At 47.8% G+C, this 18,952-nt stretch carries 17 protein-coding genes; 5 read left to right on the top strand and 12 right to left on the bottom strand.

The window, feature by feature from the left end; all coding sequences use genetic code 11:
* Positions 1 to 142: 142 nt before the first annotated feature.
* From N2K84_RS18800 to N2K84_RS18780, 5 genes are all read right to left on the bottom strand, one after another.
* Positions 143 to 382 (bottom strand): hypothetical protein, encoded by a 240-nt coding sequence (locus N2K84_RS18800; protein WP_282593379.1) that lies wholly within the window; start codon positions 380 to 382, stop codon positions 143 to 145.
* A gap of 119 nt (positions 383 to 501) precedes the next feature.
* Entirely contained in the window at positions 502 to 1,314 is an 813-nt protein-coding gene (gene ispE, locus N2K84_RS18795) for a 4-(cytidine 5'-diphospho)-2-C-methyl-D-erythritol kinase (protein WP_282593378.1), read from the bottom strand.
* A gap of 52 nt (positions 1,315 to 1,366) precedes the next feature.
* Positions 1,367 to 4,231: an aminomethyl-transferring glycine dehydrogenase gene (gene gcvP, locus N2K84_RS18790; RefSeq protein WP_282593377.1), complete on the bottom strand. Its 2,865-nt coding sequence runs from the start codon at positions 4,229 to 4,231 to the stop codon at positions 1,367 to 1,369.
* A 111-nt stretch (positions 4,232 to 4,342) separates the two neighbouring features.
* Entirely contained in the window at positions 4,343 to 4,984 is a 642-nt protein-coding gene (locus N2K84_RS18785; RefSeq protein WP_282593376.1) for an MBL fold metallo-hydrolase, read from the bottom strand.
* Positions 4,985 to 4,991: 7 nt separating this feature from the next.
* On the bottom strand, positions 4,992 to 5,642 hold the full coding sequence (locus tag N2K84_RS18780) for a protein-L-isoaspartate(D-aspartate) O-methyltransferase (RefSeq protein ID WP_282593375.1): 651 nt from the start codon (positions 5,640 to 5,642) through the stop codon (positions 4,992 to 4,994).
* A 139-nt stretch (positions 5,643 to 5,781) separates the two neighbouring features.
* On the opposite strand from N2K84_RS18780, the gene N2K84_RS18775 reads away from it, so the two are divergent.
* Both N2K84_RS18775 and N2K84_RS18770 read left to right on the top strand, forming a co-directional pair.
* Positions 5,782 to 6,621, top strand: a complete 840-nt coding sequence (locus N2K84_RS18775) for a hypothetical protein (RefSeq protein WP_282593374.1) — start codon at positions 5,782 to 5,784, stop codon at positions 6,619 to 6,621.
* A gap of 88 nt (positions 6,622 to 6,709) precedes the next feature.
* Positions 6,710 to 8,125 carry a sugar transferase gene (locus N2K84_RS18770; RefSeq protein ID WP_282593373.1) on the top strand — a complete coding sequence of 472 codons (1,416 nt, stop codon included), beginning with the start codon at positions 6,710 to 6,712 and terminating at the stop codon, positions 8,123 to 8,125.
* Positions 8,126 to 8,188: 63 nt separating this feature from the next.
* On the opposite strand, the gene thpR is transcribed toward N2K84_RS18770, so the two are convergent.
* Together thpR and N2K84_RS18760 are read right to left on the bottom strand one after the other, a co-directional pair.
* Positions 8,189 to 8,755 (bottom strand): RNA 2',3'-cyclic phosphodiesterase, encoded by a 567-nt coding sequence (gene thpR, locus N2K84_RS18765; RefSeq protein WP_282593372.1) that lies wholly within the window; start codon positions 8,753 to 8,755, stop codon positions 8,189 to 8,191.
* A complete protein-coding gene (locus tag N2K84_RS18760) occupies positions 8,755 to 9,345 on the bottom strand; it encodes a DUF4294 domain-containing protein (RefSeq protein WP_282593371.1) in 591 nt (196 codons plus the stop codon). The genes thpR and N2K84_RS18760 overlap by 1 nt, the downstream gene beginning before the upstream one ends.
* Positions 9,346 to 9,449: 104 nt before the next feature.
* On the opposite strand from N2K84_RS18760, the gene N2K84_RS18755 reads away from it, so the two are divergent.
* Together N2K84_RS18755 and N2K84_RS18750 are read left to right on the top strand one after the other, a co-directional pair.
* A complete protein-coding gene (locus N2K84_RS18755) occupies positions 9,450 to 10,721 on the top strand; it encodes an arginine deiminase (RefSeq protein ID WP_282593370.1) in 1,272 nt (423 codons plus the stop codon).
* A gap of 174 nt (positions 10,722 to 10,895) precedes the next feature.
* The gene (locus tag N2K84_RS18750; RefSeq protein WP_282593369.1) at positions 10,896 to 11,435 is read left to right on the top strand and encodes an RNA methyltransferase; all 540 of its coding nucleotides are present in this window, start codon (positions 10,896 to 10,898) and stop codon (positions 11,433 to 11,435) included.
* Between the two features lie 56 nt (positions 11,436 to 11,491).
* Here N2K84_RS18750 and N2K84_RS18745 read toward each other — a convergent pair whose 3' ends face one another.
* The 4 genes from N2K84_RS18745 to sufB form a co-directional block, all read right to left on the bottom strand.
* Entirely contained in the window at positions 11,492 to 13,150 is a 1,659-nt protein-coding gene (locus N2K84_RS18745) for an LVIVD repeat-containing protein (RefSeq protein WP_282593368.1), read from the bottom strand.
* Positions 13,151 to 13,463: 313 nt separating this feature from the next.
* Positions 13,464 to 14,828 carry a Fe-S cluster assembly protein SufD gene (gene sufD / locus N2K84_RS18740; protein WP_282593367.1) on the bottom strand — a complete coding sequence of 455 codons (1,365 nt, stop codon included), beginning with the start codon at positions 14,826 to 14,828 and terminating at the stop codon, positions 13,464 to 13,466.
* Between the two features lies 1 nt (position 14,829).
* Entirely contained in the window at positions 14,830 to 15,579 is a 750-nt protein-coding gene (gene sufC, locus N2K84_RS18735) for a Fe-S cluster assembly ATPase SufC (protein ID WP_282593366.1), read from the bottom strand.
* A 78-nt stretch (positions 15,580 to 15,657) separates the two neighbouring features.
* The gene (sufB, locus tag N2K84_RS18730; protein WP_282593365.1) at positions 15,658 to 17,103 is read right to left on the bottom strand and encodes a Fe-S cluster assembly protein SufB; all 1,446 of its coding nucleotides are present in this window, start codon (positions 17,101 to 17,103) and stop codon (positions 15,658 to 15,660) included.
* Positions 17,104 to 17,248: 145 nt separating this feature from the next.
* On the opposite strand from sufB, the gene thiL reads away from it, so the two are divergent.
* A complete protein-coding gene (gene thiL, locus N2K84_RS18725; RefSeq protein ID WP_282593364.1) occupies positions 17,249 to 18,292 on the top strand; it encodes a thiamine-phosphate kinase in 1,044 nt (347 codons plus the stop codon).
* Positions 18,293 to 18,405: 113 nt separating this feature from the next.
* On the opposite strand, the gene N2K84_RS18720 is transcribed toward thiL, so the two are convergent.
* Positions 18,406 to 18,879 (bottom strand): hypothetical protein, encoded by a 474-nt coding sequence (locus N2K84_RS18720; RefSeq protein ID WP_282593363.1) that lies wholly within the window; start codon positions 18,877 to 18,879, stop codon positions 18,406 to 18,408.
* Positions 18,880 to 18,952 lie beyond the last annotated feature (73 nt).

Here is an 18,952-nt window from a genome sequence, read left to right as displayed (position 1 = left end):
GTAAAAATTGAAAAATGTGATGCCCTTCGCTGATTTTTGACTTGAAAACCCAAAATAAAAAAAGAGGCTGAACTCTTTTGAGACAGCCTCTTTTTATATTTTCCATCCTGCTTCTCAGCTTCACGGAGGATCATCCGTCCAACTATCTCCAATACCCTTCATCAACCATCCAGGTTTCCAACTCCAATTCAGGCTCTGCTTCCTGTTCAATTAAATCGTCGCAATTGGACCAATACACATCAGCTGTCATCCAGCTTTCAATTTCCATTTCCGGCTCAAACTCCGGTACAAATAATTTCGAACTCGACTTGGCTTGAATTCCTGTGAAGGCAATTGCTGCAATGGCAAGCAAAAATGCCAGGCGGTTTAAACGTGTTTTCATAGCTTTAAGACTTACTTGTTGTTCCTGTTTCTAATTGTTTTCAATTACATAGACTATCGAAAACACAAACCGTTACAAGTAAACCTGTTAAAAAAAGCAAAAGCTTTCGTAACAAAATCTTAAAGCCGCTGCCGGAAGATCTGGTAGTCCTCCGGGAACTGGCTTTCGAGCCCCCGTTTTTCGGAACGGAAAAGCCCGTAAACCGCAGATCCGCTGCCCGACATCAATGCAAACGAAGCGCCGGCATCATAGAGTTTCTGCTTAATTTGTCCCACTTCTGGATATTTCTCAAAAACATAGGGCTCAAACTGATTCCGGATATTGCCTTTCCACTTGTTCACCGAAAATCCGATCAACCCTTTTAGCGACAGGCGGGGTTTTTGCGGAACGATGTTTTGGTAAGCTTCCGGTGTGGAAATGTGGATCGGAGGCTTAACCAGAATCAGAAAATACTCCTTCAGGTTCACATTCGCATCTTCCATTTTTTCGCCTCTGCCTGTAGCAAAAACCGGTTTAGCATGCAGGAAAAACGGGCAGTCGCTGCCCAGTTGCAGGGCATACTCCATCAACTTCTCTCTCTTTATTTTCAATTTGAACAGGTCGTTCAGCAACATCAGCATAGATGCCGCATCAGACGAACCACCTCCCAGCCCGGCGCCACAAGGTATATTCTTGTGCAAATGGATCTGCACCGGGGGCAGGTCATAGTCGGCCTTTAACAGCTCGTAGGCCCGGATCACCAGGTTTTGCATCGGATCACCCTCCAATGTCAACCCGGTCATGTTAAAACTAAAATCACCTGCTTCCACCACTTCCAGTGCATCCTGCATCTGTATGGGGTAGAAGATGGTTTCCAGATTGTGGAAACCATCGGGGCGCTTCTCGGTGACATGCAGCCCAATGTTGATTTTTGCTATTGGATAAGTAATCATATTGATAAAGTGCTTACCCAAAGTTACGAAAACACAATCATTTAATTTGCACTTATTGATAACTCTCTGTAGAAGCACAGGTACAAACCAGGTTACGGTCGCCAAAAGCATCATCAATACGCCCAACCGGTGGCCAATATTTATTCTCCTTCAACCAGTTCAAGGGGAAAGCGGCCTGCTGACGGCTGTACGGATGTGCCCAAGCGTCAGAGGTAACTGCTTCGGCCGTGTGCGGTGCATTCTTCAGCGGATTGTCCGCTTTGTCCAGTTTCCCGGCCATGATAGCCTGAATTTCCTGGTAGATTGAGTCCATTGCCTCGATAAAGCGGTCCAGTTCGTGCTTGGATTCACTTTCAGTTGGCTCAACCATCAACGTTCCGTGAACGGGGAACGACAACGTTGGGGCATGAAAGCCGTAATCCATCAGGCGCTTGGCAATATCAGCCTCGGTTATGCCCGATTCCGCCTTCAGGTGCCGGCACTCCAGAATCATTTCGTGCGCAACGCGTCCATTCTCGCCTGTATATAAAATACCATAAGTTGACTTCAGCGATTCAGCAATGTAGTTGGCATTCAGAATAGCGATTTCGGTGGCACGTTTCAGGCCATCGGCACCAAGCATTTTTATGTAGCCGTAGGTAATGGGCAACACCGAGGCGCTTCCCCAAGGGGCTGCCGAAACAGCCGTAATGCCGATGTGCCCGTTGTTCATAACCGGGTGCGAAGGCAAAAAAGCCACCAAATGTTCGGCCACAGCAATCGGCCCAACCCCCGGGCCACCACCACCATGCGGAATGGCAAACGTTTTATGCAGGTTCAGGTGGCAAACATCGGCGCCAATTCGCTTCGGATTGGTCAGCCCAACCTGGGCATTCATATTGGCCCCGTCCATGTACACCTGTCCACCGTTTTGATGAATAATGTCGCACATTTCGATGATGGACGACTCAAACACCCCGTGTGTGGACGGATAAGTCACCATAAATGCGGACAAGGTTTCTTTATACATTTCAGCATTCTGGCGCAAAGCGTCCAGGTCCACATTTCCACGCTCGTCGCAAGGCACGACAACTACTTCCATGCCGGCCATTACCGCGCTGGCTGGGTTTGTGCCATGCGCAGAGGCCGGGATCAGCACCACATTGCGCTGATGGTCGCCACGGCTCAGGTGGTATTCGCGAATAACCATCAAACCAGCGTATTCGCCGGCGGCCCCTGAATTGGGTTGGAGGCTCACATCAGCAAACCCGGTAATTTCGGCGAGGTCGCGGCGTAATTCCTCCATCATTTCGTGATAGCCCCGGGCCTGGTTTTTCGGCACAAAAGGGTGCATACCACCAAATTCAATCCAACTTAAGGGCAACATTTCGGTGGCCGCATTCAGTTTCATCGTGCATGATCCCAATGGGATCATGGAATGGGTGAGCGAAATATCGCGGTGCTCCAGCTTTTTGATATAGCGTACCATCTCGGTTTCAGAGCGGTATTTATTGAAAACTTCCTGCTGCATAAAAGCGCTGTTGCGCATCAAATTAGCATCAATAGTACATCCATCCGGGTACTGCCGGATTCTCGGGAAAGGTTTGTTGGCCGCTTTGGCAAAGACTTCGATGATCCAGTTGATATCGTCGAGGTTGGTGGTTTCGTCGATGCTCAGTCCCACTTCGCCATTTTCGAAATAACGGAAATTCATCTCCAGTTCCAGCGAAAGCCATTCAATGTCCTCTCGTTTCACATACTTGGGCAAGGCAAAACGAATGGTATCGAAATAGTTCCTATTGAGTTGCAGATAGCCCAGCGCTGTGATTTCCTTTTCGAGGAGTGCGGCAATGCAGTGAATGCGGTCGGCAATCTGGCAGATGCCTTCCGGCCCGTGATAAACCGCATAAAAACCAGCCATAGTGGCCAGCAAAGCTTGCGCAGTACAAATATTGGAAGTGGCCCGTTCGCGTTTAATATGTTGCTCGCGTGTTTGAAGGGCCATCCGCAAAGCGCGGTTGCCGTGCTGATCTTTTGACACGCCAATAATCCGGCCCGGCATGATCCTTTTGTATGCATCGCGGGCAGCAAAGAAGGCAGCATGAGGGCCACCATATCCCATCGGAACACCAAAACGCTGCGAACTTCCGAACACCATGTCGGCTCCCCATTCTCCCGGCGGGATCAGAATAGCCAGACTAAGTAAGTCGGCAGCCACCGCCACTTTGGCGTCAGCGGCATGGGCCTTCTCAACCAAGCCGGCATAGGAAACGACCTCGCCATTGGCATTTGGGTATTGCACCATAGCGCCAATCACTTCATCGGTGAACTGAAAATCGGCAACATCCAGCACTTTCAGTTCAATCTCCAAAGGAACAGCGCGGGTTTTAAGGACATCGAGCGTTTGCGGCCAAATCTGCTGATCGACCAACAACACGTTGGCGCCGGCTTTTGCTTTTTCCCGTGTACGGGCATTCGACATCATGATCATGGCTTCGGCTGCTGCTGTGGCCTCATCCAGCAACGACGCATTGGCCAGTTCCATAGCCGTGAGCTCGCAAACCATGGTCTGATAGTTTAACAGGGCTTCCAGCCGTCCCTGCGAGATTTCGGCTTGATAAGGCGTGTAAGACGTGTACCAAACCGGGTTTTCGAGCACATTGCGCAGGATCACGGCCGGTGTAATGGTATCATAGTATCCCATGCCAATATAGGTATTGAACACCTTGTTCTTTTTTGCCAGGCCCAAAATCTTTCGGTAATACTGTCTTTCGGTAAGGCCATCCTCCAGCTGCAGGGGCCGCTCTAACCGGATGTTTTCAGGAACCGTTTGATCAACCAATTCATCCACTGATGAAACACCGATCTTTTTCAGCATTTCACTGATTTCCTGCTCCCGCGGGCCAATGTGGCGTGCCACAAATTTATCACTTGCCATGTTATTCTATTTATATCTTATATTCTGTGTCAATAATAGGTTGAAGTTCAGGAGTAAAAAATGATATTTATTGCCCTTCATTTTTTGTTCCCAAACCTGGAAAAAGTTGAATTAATCGGTTAAAAAAGGATTGGCGTTTTTTTCAAAGCCGATGGACGTTTCGGGGCCGTGTCCGCTGTAAACGAGCACATCATCGGGCAATACCATTAATTTCGATTTAATGTTATCCACCAATTGGTCGTAACTACCACGCGGCAAATCGGTCCGTCCGATGCTGCCGTAGAAAAGAACATCCCCGGCCAGCAAGAATTTTTGTTCGGGATGATAAATCACCAGGCTTCCAGGCGCATGACCCGGTACATGGATCAGCTCCAACACGGAATTACCAAAACGAATTTGATCACCTTCGGCGATGAATTCATCCGGAGGGTCGATCGGCTCAACCGGAACGCCAAACAAGTCGCCGTGTGCTACCGCCTGATCAACCAGAAATGCATCATCGCGGTGGGCCAGGAAAGGAATCCGGTAGGTTGCGCGGCAATAATTCACACCTAAAATATGGTCGAAATGACAGTGCGTATTAACTATTTTTACCGGATTCAGGTTGCTTGAGGCAATGAAACCGGACAGTTCCTTCTGTTCATAATCATAATAACAACCGGGATCCACAATAATACAATCACCTGTTTCATCGTGCAAGACATACGTATTTTCCTGAATGGGATTGAATGTGAATTTTTGAACGTGTATCATCCGTAAATTATTTTTCAGTTCCTTTTAGCATGGGGACAAACACAAAGGCCCCAAAAACTTCTTTTTTAAAATCGTCGTCACCCATCCGGGTGATAACGGTCATAATTTGTTTTTCGGCCGGCCCCAGCGGGATGACCATGCGCCCGCCAATTCGAAGCTGCTGCAATAAATCGTCGGGGATTACAGGTGCGCCTGCCGTAACGATGATTTTATCGAAGGGGCCATAGGTTGGCAGGCCTTTATAACCATCGCCAAAAAAGAATTTGGGATGATAGCCAAGCTCCGGCAACAGCTGCTGGACCTTCAGGTAGAGCTCGCGCTGACGTTCGATGGTAAAGACGTTGGCACCCATTTCAACCAAAACGGCAGCCTGATAACCCGAACCTGTACCCACTTCGAGGACCTTTTCATTTGGTTCCAGCTGCAGCAGCATGCTTTGAAAGGCTACCGTATATGGCTGCGAGATGGTTTGCCCGGCGCCAATCGGGAAAGCTTGGTCCTTATAGGCAAACTGTATAAAACTGCTATCCATAAACAAATGCCGGGGCACTTTGGCAATCGCATCCAACACCCGTTGGTCCCGTATGCCCTTTATGCGCAAACCTTCCACCAGCCTTTTGCGCAAGCCTTGATGCCTCAACGTATCCGGGGAATCCATTCTTTTAAAATTTTCGGTAAAAATAGTTTAAAATACCTTTCAGGTACCCCCGAAAAAAAAGCACATTATCAACAAACGACGTTGAAAAGTTCTGCTTGGGGGAAAGGCTGAAAATAGCTTTTTATTTCTAATTTGCACTATGATCAGAATGGGAATACTTTCGGCAAACAAGAACGGCGCGGATTCAGCGCCGACGATCGGGAAATTCAAAGAACTATCGATCACCCATCAAAGTCTTTCGCCCGAAAGCCTGACCGGTGACCAGACCATCAACACGGCGACAGAAATTGCAAACACAACCGATGGCTTGTATATTGAATTGCCTCATCCCGACATGAACCTGATCAGGCAGGCCATCCGCCGGAGCAACCACCTGTTTTTGAAAGCCCCCCCCATGCTTTCAACACACGAAATAGAAGCTTTGATCAGCCTCGAAAATGAAGCCGGCTGCATCAGCCAGATCTTTATCCCTCACCTGTTCCGCAGTAAAAACCTGAAACTGGTGGGGCAACTGGAAACACCTGCTTTGTTCAATTTTCGTTTGGCTCCCATCCCTGCAATGGACAGCCGGGAACTATTGATGCATAACCTGCTGTGTTTGGTTGTTTTGGAAAAAAGCAGTTTCAGGAAAGCCGAAGTGATAGTGCTCGACGGGAGAAGCCAGGTATCCGTATTGGACGTACGCCTTTCATTTTCATCGGGCACCATCGCCCATATTTCGTTTACCAACCAGTTTAAAGCGAATCAATCAGTGCTGGAAATCTTTCAGAAGAACAAACCCATGCATGTTTGTCAGCTACCGCCACTTAACAGACCGGAACTGGCTGCCTCCGAGAAAAATGCCCTCCGGCAATTTATCCTGGCCGTAAACCGTAAACCAGCGATTCTCGTCTCACTGAACGAACTGTTACAGGCTCGTTGCATTTTCAGTGAAATTGAAGAAAAGCTAACCATTAGCGAAAGTACCCTGCTGGAATAAATGGACGCGGGAAATAATTCACCCAACCGCCCGTTCACTCAAACGACAGAACTCGCTAATCGAGCCGACTAACTAAACAGAAACTTACATGAATAAAAAGGTACAAGTTGCCAAATACCTGACTTCGGACCTGCTAACGGCAACTGCCAGTTGGGGGCTTTTCTATAATTACCGGAAGGTTTTTATCGAGCCACAAACCTTTGGCACCGAAATCCCGCTTGATTTTACACCCCAATTTTACCTGGGGCTGGTTTTTGTCCCCGTGTTTTGGCTCCTGCTTTATTACCTCACCGGTTATTACAATCAGGTATTCCGCAAATCGCGCTTGCTGGAACTGGGACAAACCCTGGGCACCACGCTGACAGGCGTGACCATCCTGTTTTTTGCTTTGCTGCTTGATGACTATGTTGAAACATACCAACACTATTACAGGCTCTTTTTTACGCTTTTCGGGTTGCATTTCTCGCTGACCTACAGCTTTCGTCTGATGCTGACCAGTAACGTGATACACCGGATTCACACCCGAAAACTGGGTTTTAACACCATCTTTATCGGAGGAAATGCAAAGGCCGTTGAAATGTATCGTGAGTTGAACGAACAGATGCTACCGGCAGGCTTTCGTTTTGTCGGGTTTTTACGTATTGGTGACGAAGAAAACCAACCGCTGGCAGCTTCCTTGCCTGAATTGGGAACTTGGCAGAATTTTGCAACTGTTGCCGATCAATATAAGCTGGAAGAAGTAATTGTAACAATTGATTCTACCCAACACGAATTGCTCAGTCAGATACTGATTACCCTGCAACAGCGCACGGTGAACATCTGGGGAATCCCTGATTTATATGATTTGTTGTCGGCATACGAGAAAACCAATACCATTTATGGTAAACCCCTGTTTAAAATATCCAACGGGGTGATACCGGTTTGGCAAGCTAACCTGAAACGATTGATTGATGTGTTTTTTTCGATTGTGGCACTGATTGTTTTCTCGCCGGTCATCTTTGCGATCTCGATCCTGATCAAAACCGGGTCGCCAGGGCCTGTTGTGTATACGCAAACCCGCATCGGGCGATACGGCAAACCGTTCACCATTTACAAATTTCGCACGATGTTCCGCGATGCCGAAAAAAACGGACCGGCCTTGGCCACCATCAATGACTTGCGAGTCACTCCAATTGGCCGTTTTTTGCGAAGAACCCATTTGGACGAGATTCCTCAGTTTTTCAATGTCATTATTGGAGAAATGTCGCTGGTTGGCCCGCGCCCCGAACGCCAGTATTACCTTGACCAACTGGTGGCCCGTGCACCCCATTTTTCGTTACTGCATCAAATCCGCCCCGGCATTACCTCCTGGGGACAGATAAAATACGGCTACGCCTCCACTATCGACGAAATGCTGGAGCGCTTACCCTACGACTTGATTTACCTGAAGAACATCTCGCTGTACCTCGATTTCAAAATCATGATTTACAGTATCCTGGAAATCTTTCATCAAAAAGGGAAGTAAGTCTCCCCAACCTGTAGATGTGATTAATTATCGTTCTATTTTTTCGGCTTGATTTTGCAGAAACTACCCCAGAGTAAATTTTTGCAGAGCAACATATTGCGGGCCGGAAGACTTCAGAACACTTTCAAAAAAGATAATTTCTTTTACTTCGACCACCTGAGAAACCGGCTGATTTGACTGGTCCAATTGTTCCAACAATTTGTAGAAACGGATTTTGTTGTTCAGGTACTTCACCCGTGCCAGAGTTAGATGCGGCTTAAACGGCCGTTCATCGATCATAAAACCGGCTTCGCCCAGCAATAGTCCCAGCTTGCTGGCAAGTGCTGTCAGTTGCCCGTTTTCCGGTATTGCCAGAAAAATCACACTGGGTTGCCCGTGACGTTTAAAACAGGAAACGCCCTCCAGCTGAAACGTAAAGGGCTGCGCACTTGAGGCCAGTTGCTGCAAAATGGTTTTCACCACCGGCAGTTTATCGTCGGGTGTTTCACCCAAAAAGTGAAGGGTAAGGTGCAGGTTTTGCGGCGCCACCCAACTGATCTTCTCGTTCGACAGTTTTTTCTGCAGATGTCCTGCCACTTTTAACAGCTGCTTGCCCGGTTCAATATTGATAGCAATGAATGTCCGTTTCATCAGATCATCCCAATTTCAATGTAAAAGATGATTTCCTCGATAAGCCGATCCTCAACGATGGGATCGTACTCTTCCTTCAGATCGTTCCCGAACAAACGGGCCACTCCCTGCCAGAAAAAAGCCGATACGCCGCCCTTCAGATCTTTAATGAGTTCGTAAGAAGAATGTTTCGTTTCCCTGTCTATCAGTTTAATCAGGATACGTCCTTCCGAGATGGACAGTTTTTTCAGCTGCGGCCCATATTCATCAAACAGCCCTTTTTCAACCGCCTTGAGGTATTTCCTCCGAAGTTTTGGGTCGTTGGCAGCCCGGTATCGCGCATCATACGTTTGCATCAGTTCAGCAGCCTTTTTAGCGAAGGGATAAACCTTTTTCACCTTCATGGCCAATCGCCAGTACCGGCGTTCAACCGAGCGCGATTTGAACGCTTTCCGGGGATAAACCAGGATCGGATCCAGGTCGCGGTGGGGCAAAGTATCGCCGTTCTCCCGGATAGCTTCCAGGTAATGTACCGTATCCTTTTCCTGCGCCCTGGCATTGGGCAACAGGAACAAGCATCCCCATATCATCAGCAACAATATCCGCATCATCCACCTGCGAAGATAGTATGTTCTTAAACCAAAACGAACAGCACCCCGGCAGATTATCCGTCCGGGCAATGTTATTATCTTTGTTGAAATTTAAGAAAGGGTATATGATTAACAAAATGAACGTGAATGTAGCGTCAGAGTTTGGGGAACTCGAAGGCGTAATCATCCATACACCGGGGCTCGAAGTGGAGGAAATGACCCCGGAAACGGCCAAGCGCGCCTTGTACAGCGATATTCTGAACTTGTCGGTTGCGCGTGAAGAATACACGCAATTGAAAGGGGTGCTGTCGAAAGCCGGCCTTTGCCTGGAAGTAACCGATCTGCTGGCCGAAGTCCTGAAAAACGGGCAGATAAGAACTGATTTGTTGAACGAAATCTGCAACCAGGAAAACGCGGAAAACATCTACCAGGAACTGGCAGAACTTAGCCCGGATGAGCTGGCACGTCAACTCATCCAAGGTGTGCCCATCAACCGCAACAACCTTAGCCGGTACCTGAGCAATGAACGTTTCAGTCTGTGGCCACTGCATAATTTCCTGTTTACCCGCGATGCGTCCATGTCGTTCCGCGATGAGGTTGTTATCGGGAAAATGGCCAACAAGGTACGCGACCGAGAAGCCACCATCATGGAGGCCATCTTTAACCACCACCCGCTAATTGAGGCCAAAACGCTGAGCGCACAAAAACCGGGAAGCCTCCCGGTGGGGAAAAATTTATCTATTGAAGGGGGCGATTTTCAGGTAGCCCGCGAAGATGTACTGGTGATTGGCACTGGTGTGCGGACCACTGCCGCGGGTATCGATTTTATCCTGGAAACGATCAAAGAGAAAAAAGAACCTATCCGCCATATATTGGTTCAGGAATTGCCCGACATGCCGGAATCGTTCATCCATCTCGACATGGTTTTCACCTTTTTGGACCGCGATGCCTGCATGGTGTACGAACCGCTCATACTGGGGACCAACCGCTTCCATACCATCCACATACAGGTAGAAAATGGCGAAGTGACTAAAATCTCGGAAGAAAAAAACCTACCCAAAGCCCTGCGAAAACTCGGCATGGATCTGAAGCCGATCTATTGCGGGGGCAGCAAAGATTTGTGGACCCAGGAACGGGAACAATGGCACAGCGGAGCCAACTTTTTTGCCATTGCCCCCGGACAGATTATTGGCTACGAACGCAACGTTTACACCATCGAAGAACTGAACAAACAAGGATTTGAAGTCATCAAAGCACAGGCGGTTATTGACGGGAAGGCGGAAATTCCGAAAAACGGGAAATGCGTGATTACCATTGCCGGTTCGGAACTGGCGCGCGGTGGTGGCGGCGCCCGGTGCATGACCATGCCTTTCTGCCGGAAAAAGGTAGATTGGTAAACTTTTATCCTTTTATACCTTGAGTTTTTGACAAACTTGCGGAGCAAAAGCAAGGTATCCGGTTGGAACGTTAACTTTGCGCCCGTAACCGGCAAAATAAAATTCAACCACTGGAAGGTAACGGACTTTCCTGATAATTTTTTTTAGAAAGTCCGTTACCAATAGAAAAAAAATATGCGAAAATTACGGACAAACGAATTGAACCGGCTCCAGGCCGAAGAGTACAAAGAAACAGACAAGGTTCCCATTGTGGTGGTGCTCGATAATGTGCGGAGTTGCAACAACATCGGCTCTTTCTTCCGAACATCCGACGCGTTACTGATAGAAGCGATTTATTTGTGTGGCATCACCGCCACACCGCCCAACAAGGAAATTCACAAAACGGCGCTGGATGCCGAAAAATCGGTTGACTGGCTTTATTTTGAACAAACAGAGGAAGCTATTTTAAAACTGAAAAAGGCCGGGTACCGGATTTTCGCCATTGAGCAAATTGACAAGAGCGTGATGCTCCCCGATTTTGATCCCACCATTCATCAAAAGCTTGCCCTTGTTTTTGGGAATGAAGTAAAAGGCGTTCAGCAAAAAATTGTCGATTTGTGCGACGGAGCAATCGAAATCCCACAGTTTGGCACCAAACACTCGTTTAATGTTTCCGTCAGCGCGGGAATTGTCCTTTGGGACCTATTTAAGAAGATGAGATATCCCGGCAAATAACAAAAGAGAGGACACGCCGTGTATCCTCTCTCTCTTTTCTGTTGTCTTATTATTACCTAATTCAGGCTATTGTTTGTGTCGTTAAAATCACCGATAATATTCACATTGTCCCCTTTTCGTACCTCGCCATAAACGGTGATGGACGAACCACTGCCCATAAATTCAAGTGTGGAATTGCTGTTCAGAACCAAATCGCCGTAAACCACCAAGCTACCTTCAATCCGTAAAGTTCCACTACCGTTAATAATCAGATCCTGGTTCTTTGTACCCTGGGCCAAAGAGCCAATCATCGTGAAAGTTCCACCCGTGTTAACCACCAAGTGTTGGCTGACTGACAAAGCGCCGCACCAAACCAGGCTGGCGTTCACTTCAACTTTATCCAAACTTGCCGAGCTACTGTAGGCCAATTCCTCTCCGGAATTAACCGTGAGGTTCTTTTTGCCGTCATATTCCGGATATTCTTCGCAACGAACGGCAGTCTCCTGTTCAACAGTCACCATCTTCAAAATTTGAAGACCGCCAAAACCATCTGCAACAAACACATAGTCGCCCGCGCTTCTCACATAGTTTGCCGAACCAGGCAAAGCCAAACTAACAAAATCGACCAGCTGATCAACTTCCCCGTCCTTCATGGTCAGTACCCCCACGCCTGCGGCGCCATTGGCAACAAAAATATGTCCCTCATTCACCGAAACGGCATTGCTAACCACTTCATTTGGGTCAACGTCCAAGCCATCGGCACGGGATACCGGAATGGAGAGCCGTTTCTCACCTGATGCCAGGTCGTAAATACCAACTCCGTGGAAACCTTCTGCAGCCAACACACTCCCGACATAAAAGTCGATGGTACGTTTGGCATCCCTAACATCCTGGCTGGTTTCAAAATTCCTGACCGGAGAAAGAGTCGCAGCATCAAAAATGTGGATACCTTCGGTTCCGCTCAACACGACAAGCCGATTATCCGTCATACCCACATCACGCAAATCGGCCAGATTGATGCTGGCCTCCAAAACATCGCCACTTTTGCTGAAGCTTGCCAAAACACCGTTATCGCCCGACACCCCATAATAGGAATTTTCTCCGGCAATAATACCTGTGCCAACATATCCCGGCATATCAACCAATGTAACATCTTCGGTAAGAAATCCCTGATCCAGGTTCATCTTTATCAGCACGGCAGGATTGGTGCCGTCTTCATGCAACAATTTATTTGCCCCTGCCATATAAAGCGTTTGATCCTGAAGATACAGCGAGCTTATATCCATATTAGGGAAGATGGCTTGAACGGCCAACTGTGGCATGTAAGGATCTGAAATATCAATCACATCTACGGCGCCCAAGTATGGCTCCTCTTCAAAATTATAAGAAACATAGGCATAGTTGCCCGAAACAACAACATGCGTTGCGCGTAAAACGTTGCCTTCAAATTCGGGGGCAGCTACTTCGGCAATTAATACCAATGGTAAATCGCTCACCAAATCCTCATCGTCAAGTGTAACTGATTTCAGCCGAACCGGCGTCACTTCCGAGGCAATTGACCTCGTTGCCACTACCCCGGCATTAGCGTTACTCACCCGGCCTTCTAAGTTTTCACGCTGAATAATTACAGCTTTTGCCAAGCTTTCCAAATCCGTTACAGTGTGGTTGTCGTCGCGTTCGCAGCTGACCAGAACAACCAATAAGCCGATTAAGGCTACCAGAATTCTATTTTTCATCTCGGGTAATTTTAGTTAAAAACAAACGCCCTTTCGAGCCAAAAGTCTTTCAATTAATGAATTGAATGCCTGTACATTTAGCAAAACTATAGAAATTATTGAACCGGAGAAATTTTTTCACATGAATATGACGCACCCGCATCGAAAAATATTCCGAATCGACAATATGACCATACGTTCAGCCAACATTTTTTTGCATAAAAATGCATTTGAAAATGAAATCCGATAAAAAAACAAGATGACTCAAAAGCTGATGACCGGGATCCAGTACTATCAGACTTTTGAGTCATCCTCAATCTATCTCATTTCGCAATTAACTTCTGTCGCAGGAATGGCACCGGGCCAATTCGCCGCGCAGTCGCTTATCGACTAATTCATCAATCCGGTCGCGGAGCGGTTCCACGCGGATTTCCTGGATTACTTCGTGTGCAAAAGCGTTCATCAGCATCAGACGGGCGTCCGGCTCATTAATTCCACGGGCACGCAGATAAAAAAGCGCTTCCTCGTCAATCTGACCAACCGTGGCGCCGTGGCTGCATTTCACATCATCGGCATCAATAATGAGCTGTGGTTTTGTATTCATCTTGGCCGAATCGGTCAGCAGCACGTTGTTGTTCCGCTGAAACGCATTGGTTTTTTGAGCATCGCGGGCCACATGTATCCGCCCGGTAAAAGCGCCAACCGAATCTTCGTCCAACACGTTTTTATAAAGTTGGTTGCTCAGGCAATGTGCTTTATTGTGTTCAATGTTGGTGAAGTTGTCCACGTGCTGCCGTTTGTCGGTAAACGACATTCCCAGCACCTTCGCTTCTGCATGTTCTCCATCCATGCTCACCTTCAGGTTATTCCGGATGAGGCCGCCGTGCAGGGTAGCTGTGCCGGTCAACAAATTTGAATTTTCTGCTTGTTTAAAGAAAGAGGAGTTCACCGTGTTGGCATTATTGCTTTGGCTCTGAATGGTGTAAACATCCACCACAGCATCGCGGCCTACAAAAACTTCCGTCACGTTATTGACCAAAAAATCGCAGGCGCTCAGCGTATGATCGCAGAAGATCACCTTGGCCTGACTGTTTTTCCCAATGATGATCAGGTTTCGCTGCGTAGCAAAAACGGCATCTTCCGAGCGCATCAGGTTAATCACCTGAATCGGCTTTTCAATGACCACATGATCGGGCACGTACAGAAAAAAGCCATCCTTTGCAAAAGCGGTATTGAGCGCCACCAGCGGATCATCCGACAAGCCGGCCTGACGGTTCAGGTAATCCTGCACCAATTCGGGCCGTTCGTTGGCTAGTTGCGCCAAACTGCCTGCCACCACCCCATCGGGCAAACCGGACAGTTGCTGGTTGCGGGCATAAAACCAGCCATTGATCAGCAGGACAGTAAACGTGTTCAGCTGCGGAACATCACAACGAAACACTTCATTCAGGTCAACGTCCACCTTTTCGTACTGAAAAACCGGACGGTATTCTTTATCGAAAACGCGTTCGAGGTTGGTGTATTTATAGTCTTCGTTTTTGAAACCGGGCACACCCACCTTTTCAAATCGTTTGATCGCCACGTCACGCATCCGGTTGAGCAACGGGGATGAACCTTCATCCAACAGCTCCCGGTTGACCTGAAACAGCGAGGTATATTTTTCGCTTACCGCGATTTTATTTACTACGGTTTGGGTCATGTTAAGCAAGTTCTTTTTTAATCCAATCGTATCCTTTTTCTTCCAACTCCAGGGCCAACTCTTTTCCGGCCGATTTTACGATGCGCCCTTTGTAGAGAACATGTACAAAATCGGGCACGATGTAATCGAGCAATCGCTGATAGTGTGTAATGACGATGGTTGACCGTTCGGGACTTTTCAATGCGTTAACACCCTCGGCCACAATTTTCAGGGCATCGATATCCAGCCCCGAATCCGTTTCGTCGAGAATGGCCAGCTTGGGTTCGAGCAGTGCCATCTGGAAGATTTCGTTTTTCTTTTTTTCACCGCCCGAGAAACCTTCGTTCACCGACCGGTTGGTCAGTTGCGAATCCAGGTGGAGCATTTCCTTTTTTTCGCGCATCAGTTTCAGGAACTCACCTGCCGTCAGCGGCTCCAGTCCTTTATATTTTCGATGTTCGTTCAGCGAAGTTTTCAGGAAATTAACCATGGGGACACCCGGAATTTCAACCGGGTACTGAAAGCTGAGGAACAATCCCTTTTTGGCGCGTTCTTCAGCGGCCAGCTCCAGCAAGTCCTCTCCCAGAAAAGATACTTCTCCCTCCAACACTTCATAATTCTCCTTACCGGCCAACACGTTGCCCAAGGTACTTTTGCCCGAACCGTTTGGCCCCATAATAGCATGTACTTCTCCCGGTTTTATGTCGAGGTTGATTCCTTTCAGGATTTCCATTCCCTCAACGGCAACTTTTAAATTCTTTATTGTAAGCATGTTCTGTAATTGTTACGGATTGTGAGTTTCAAGTTTCGGTGTTAACCAAACTGACACTCTGAATTAATAATTTCGGATTTATCCAACGCTTCCTTCCAGACTGATTTGCAAGAGTTTTTGAGCCTCCACCGCAAATTCCATCGGCAGTTTGTTCAGCACTTCCTTAGCATAGCCATTTACAATCATCCCGATGGCATCCTCGGTAGAGATCCCGCGCTGATTACAGTAAAAGATTTGGTCCTCACCGATTTTTGAGGTAGTTGCTTCATGTTCAACGACGGCAGTTTTGTTGCCCACCTCGATATACGGGAAAGTGTGTGCACCGCAGGTCGATCCCAGCAGCAACGAGTCGCACTGCGAGAAATTGCGTGCATTGGTAGCTCCAGGCATCACTTTTACCAGTCCGCGATAAGCATTGTCGCTTTTCCCGGCAGAAATCCCTTTTGACACGATGGTGCTTTTCGTATTCTTGCCAATGTGGATCATTTTGGTGCCTGTATCGGCTTGCTGGTGGTTGTTGGTTACAGCCACCGAGTTGAATTCGCCCACCGAGTTATCACCTAATAAAATGCAACTGGGGTATTTCCAGGTAATGGCCGAACCGGTTTCTACCTGCGTCCAGCTAATTTTTGACGATTCGCCGCGACAAACGCCCCGCTTAGTGACAAAATTATATACACCGCCTTTGCCGTTTTTATCGCCGGGGTACCAGTTTTGTACGGTTGAATATTTCACTTCGGCACGTTCCAAGGCAATAATTTCGACCACGGCCGCATGGAGCTGGTTTTCGTCGCGCATGGGAGCGGTACAGCCTTCCAGATAGCTCACATAGCTGTCGTCGTCGGCTATAATCAGGGTCCGTTCAAATTGGCCGGTACCGGCAGCATTGATGCGGAAATAAGTGGACAACTCCATGGGGCAGCGCACTCCTTTGGGAATGTAGCAGAACGATCCGTCGGAGAAAACCGCCGAATTGAGCGCTGCAAAAAAGTTATCGGTTACCGGGACCGACATGCCCAGGTATTTTTGAACCAGGTCGGGATGTTCCTTCACAGCCTCGCTAAAGGAGCAAAAAATAATGCCTTTTTCGGCCAGCGTTTCTTTAAACGTAGTTTTTACTGAAACACTGTCAATCACGGCATCAACCGCCACGCCTGCCAACATTTTCTGTTCTTCCAACGGAATGCCCAGCTTGTTGAAAGTTTCCAACAGCTCGGGGTCCACTTCGTCCAGGCTTTCATATTGTGGTTTTGTCTTAGGAGCGGCATAGTAAATGATCTCCTGAAAATCTATCGGGGCCATTTTCAGGTACGCCCAATCGGGCATCTTCATTTTTTGCCATTTTCTAAACGCATCCAACCGAAACTGTAGCATGAAGTCCGGCTCGCCTTTCTTTTCCGAAATGATACGGATTACGTCTTCATTCAATCCTTTGGGGATAGTATCCATCTCAAAATCGGACACAAACCCGAATTTATATTCGCCTGAAGTTACTTCTTCCAGTATTTTATCTTGTTCTTCCATAAACTTCTATTTTCTGATTTCTTACCGGTTGTAATAACAAACTTTACTGTCGCCTGTTTAAAAATAATTGCAAAGATAATGAAGTAAAGCTATTTTTGCGGCTTGATGCACTTCAATTCACACCTTTAAGTCTGATATTTAAAAAATGGATAATACTAAAAAAGCAACTTCATTATCAACGCTGGGCGAGTTTGGCCTGATTGAGCATGTCACCCATCAAATAAAACTCAAAAATGCCTCCACCATCAAAGGAGTTGGCGACGATGCGGCCGTGCTCGACTACGCAGACAAACAGCAAGTGGTAACCACCGACTTATTGGTTGAAGGAATTCATTTCAACCTGATGTACGTACCGCTCAAGCACCTGGGATACAAAGCCGTTATGGTCAACCTTTCGGACGTGTTCGCCATGAATGCCCAACCGAAGCAAATTACGGTTTCGCTGGCCATCTCCAGCAAATTTTCGGTGGAAGCGATTGACGAACTGTACGAAGGCATTTACCTGGCCTGCGAGAAATACGGCGTTGATCTGATTGGTGGCGATACAACCAGCTCAGTGACCGGCCTGGTCATCAGTGTAACGGCACTGGGTGAGGTTGAAAAAGGAAAAGCCGTTTACCGCAGCGGTGCCCGGGTAAACGACCTGATTTGTGTTTCGGGCGACCTGGGTGGCGCCTACATGGGCCTCCAACTGTTGGAACGCGAAAATGAAGTTTTCAAAGTCAACCCAAATGTGCAGCCCCAGCTCGAAGGATACGATTACATCCTGGAACGGCAGTTGAAACCGGAAGCGCGCGGCGATGTCACGAAAGCCCTGAAAACTATTGACGTAACGCCAACTGCTATGATTGACATCTCGGATGGACTTTCGTCGGACCTGTTGCATATTTGTAAGGCCTCAAACGTCGGCTGCAATATTTACGAAGAAAAAATCCCGCTCGATTATCAGACCAAACGTTTCGCTGATGAGCTGAGCATCAACCCACTGGTAGCCGCTTTAAATGGTGGCGAGGATTACGAATTGCTCTTCACCATCCCGCTGGCCGATCACGATAAGATCAAGAACGATCCGGATATTACCATCATCGGGCACATTACCGAGCAACAAGAAGGCGCCAACCTGGTGACGGCGCTGGGCAGTGCCATTCCGTTGCAGGCACAAGGCTGGAACCCGCTGAAAAAGAATTAGAAAATGCGCAGGCAAAGGCCGGTTAATACGAAATCGTTAGGCGAGGGAACTTGACTTTCGTTTTCTAAAATGCCGGCCTTGCCGGCAACGATTTCCGCTCAAAAAAAACAAGGCTAAAAACCAAAGCCGACATGCACGCCAACCGATGCGTGAGACTCCTCCCGGTCGAAACCAAATCCAGCCATGGGGCCCAAGTGGAAATCGCCCACCGAAAACTCGTATGCTAATTCCAGGTGACCCGACAAGCTCCGGTGTGTTTCGCCATCTTCCTTTCCAAAAGTGACACCCGGCCCGGCACTGATCAGAATTCGCCCCAGTTCATAACCGAGCAAGCCTGTCACCGTACTGTGTGTATGCTTATCCAGGATAGCCTCGTACCCTACTCCAAGCGAAAACGGACTGTGATCGGACAGACGGTACGAATAATGGACATGCAGACCCGGCGCCAAGTTGTTTTCAGCAAAAATAGAAGTGGCGCCCAGCCCAAATCCAACATGGTTCCGGTGATGATCGTGGTTTTCCGGATGATCTTGTGCATAAACCAGTTGACCAAAAAATAATAAGACGGTAAGAATCGTGATTTTCATGTGTTAAAGAATTACAACAGGCCATAAAAACAGGATAGAAACAAAATGGTTTAAAAAAACCCGGATGCAAGGA

Origin of the sequence: Gaoshiqia sediminis, assembly GCF_025907915.1 — a bacterium.
GTDB lineage: Bacteria > Bacteroidota > Bacteroidia > Bacteroidales > Prolixibacteraceae > Gaoshiqia > Gaoshiqia sediminis.
The sequence above is the reverse complement of the archived record's forward strand: the minus strand, read 5'-3'. Positions and strand labels throughout refer to the sequence as shown.

Bases quoted from the DNA above. Each gene is read 5' to 3' on its own strand.
- gcvP (WP_282593377.1), bottom strand. From the start codon at position 4,231: ATGGCAAGTGATAAATTTGTGGCACGCCACATTGGCCCGCGGGAGCAG.
- N2K84_RS18755 (WP_282593370.1), top strand. From the start codon at position 9,450: ATGATTAACAAAATGAACGTGAATGTAGCGTCAGAGTTTGGGGAACTC.
- N2K84_RS18745 (WP_282593368.1), bottom strand. From the start codon at position 13,150: ATGAAAAATAGAATTCTGGTAGCCTTAATCGGCTTATTGGTTGTTCTG.
- N2K84_RS18780 (WP_282593375.1), bottom strand. From the start codon at position 5,642: ATGGATTCCCCGGATACGTTGAGGCATCAAGGCTTGCGCAAAAGGCTG.
- thpR (WP_282593372.1), bottom strand. From the start codon at position 8,755: ATGAAACGGACATTCATTGCTATCAATATTGAACCGGGCAAGCAGCTG.
- N2K84_RS18750 (WP_282593369.1), top strand. From the start codon at position 10,896: ATGCGAAAATTACGGACAAACGAATTGAACCGGCTCCAGGCCGAAGAG.
- thiL (WP_282593364.1), top strand. From the start codon at position 17,249: ATGGATAATACTAAAAAAGCAACTTCATTATCAACGCTGGGCGAGTTT.
- N2K84_RS18785 (WP_282593376.1), bottom strand. From the start codon at position 4,984: ATGATACACGTTCAAAAATTCACATTCAATCCCATTCAGGAAAATACG.
- N2K84_RS18760 (WP_282593371.1), bottom strand. From the start codon at position 9,345: ATGATGCGGATATTGTTGCTGATGATATGGGGATGCTTGTTCCTGTTG.
- N2K84_RS18800 (WP_282593379.1), bottom strand. From the start codon at position 382: ATGAAAACACGTTTAAACCGCCTGGCATTTTTGCTTGCCATTGCAGCA.
- ispE (WP_282593378.1), bottom strand. From the start codon at position 1,314: ATGATTACTTATCCAATAGCAAAAATCAACATTGGGCTGCATGTCACC.
- N2K84_RS18770 (WP_282593373.1), top strand. From the start codon at position 6,710: ATGAATAAAAAGGTACAAGTTGCCAAATACCTGACTTCGGACCTGCTA.
- N2K84_RS18720 (WP_282593363.1), bottom strand. From the start codon at position 18,879: ATGAAAATCACGATTCTTACCGTCTTATTATTTTTTGGTCAACTGGTT.
- sufB (WP_282593365.1), bottom strand. From the start codon at position 17,103: ATGGAAGAACAAGATAAAATACTGGAAGAAGTAACTTCAGGCGAATAT.
- sufD (WP_282593367.1), bottom strand. From the start codon at position 14,828: ATGACCCAAACCGTAGTAAATAAAATCGCGGTAAGCGAAAAATATACC.
- N2K84_RS18775 (WP_282593374.1), top strand. From the start codon at position 5,782: ATGATCAGAATGGGAATACTTTCGGCAAACAAGAACGGCGCGGATTCA.
- sufC (WP_282593366.1), bottom strand. From the start codon at position 15,579: ATGCTTACAATAAAGAATTTAAAAGTTGCCGTTGAGGGAATGGAAATC.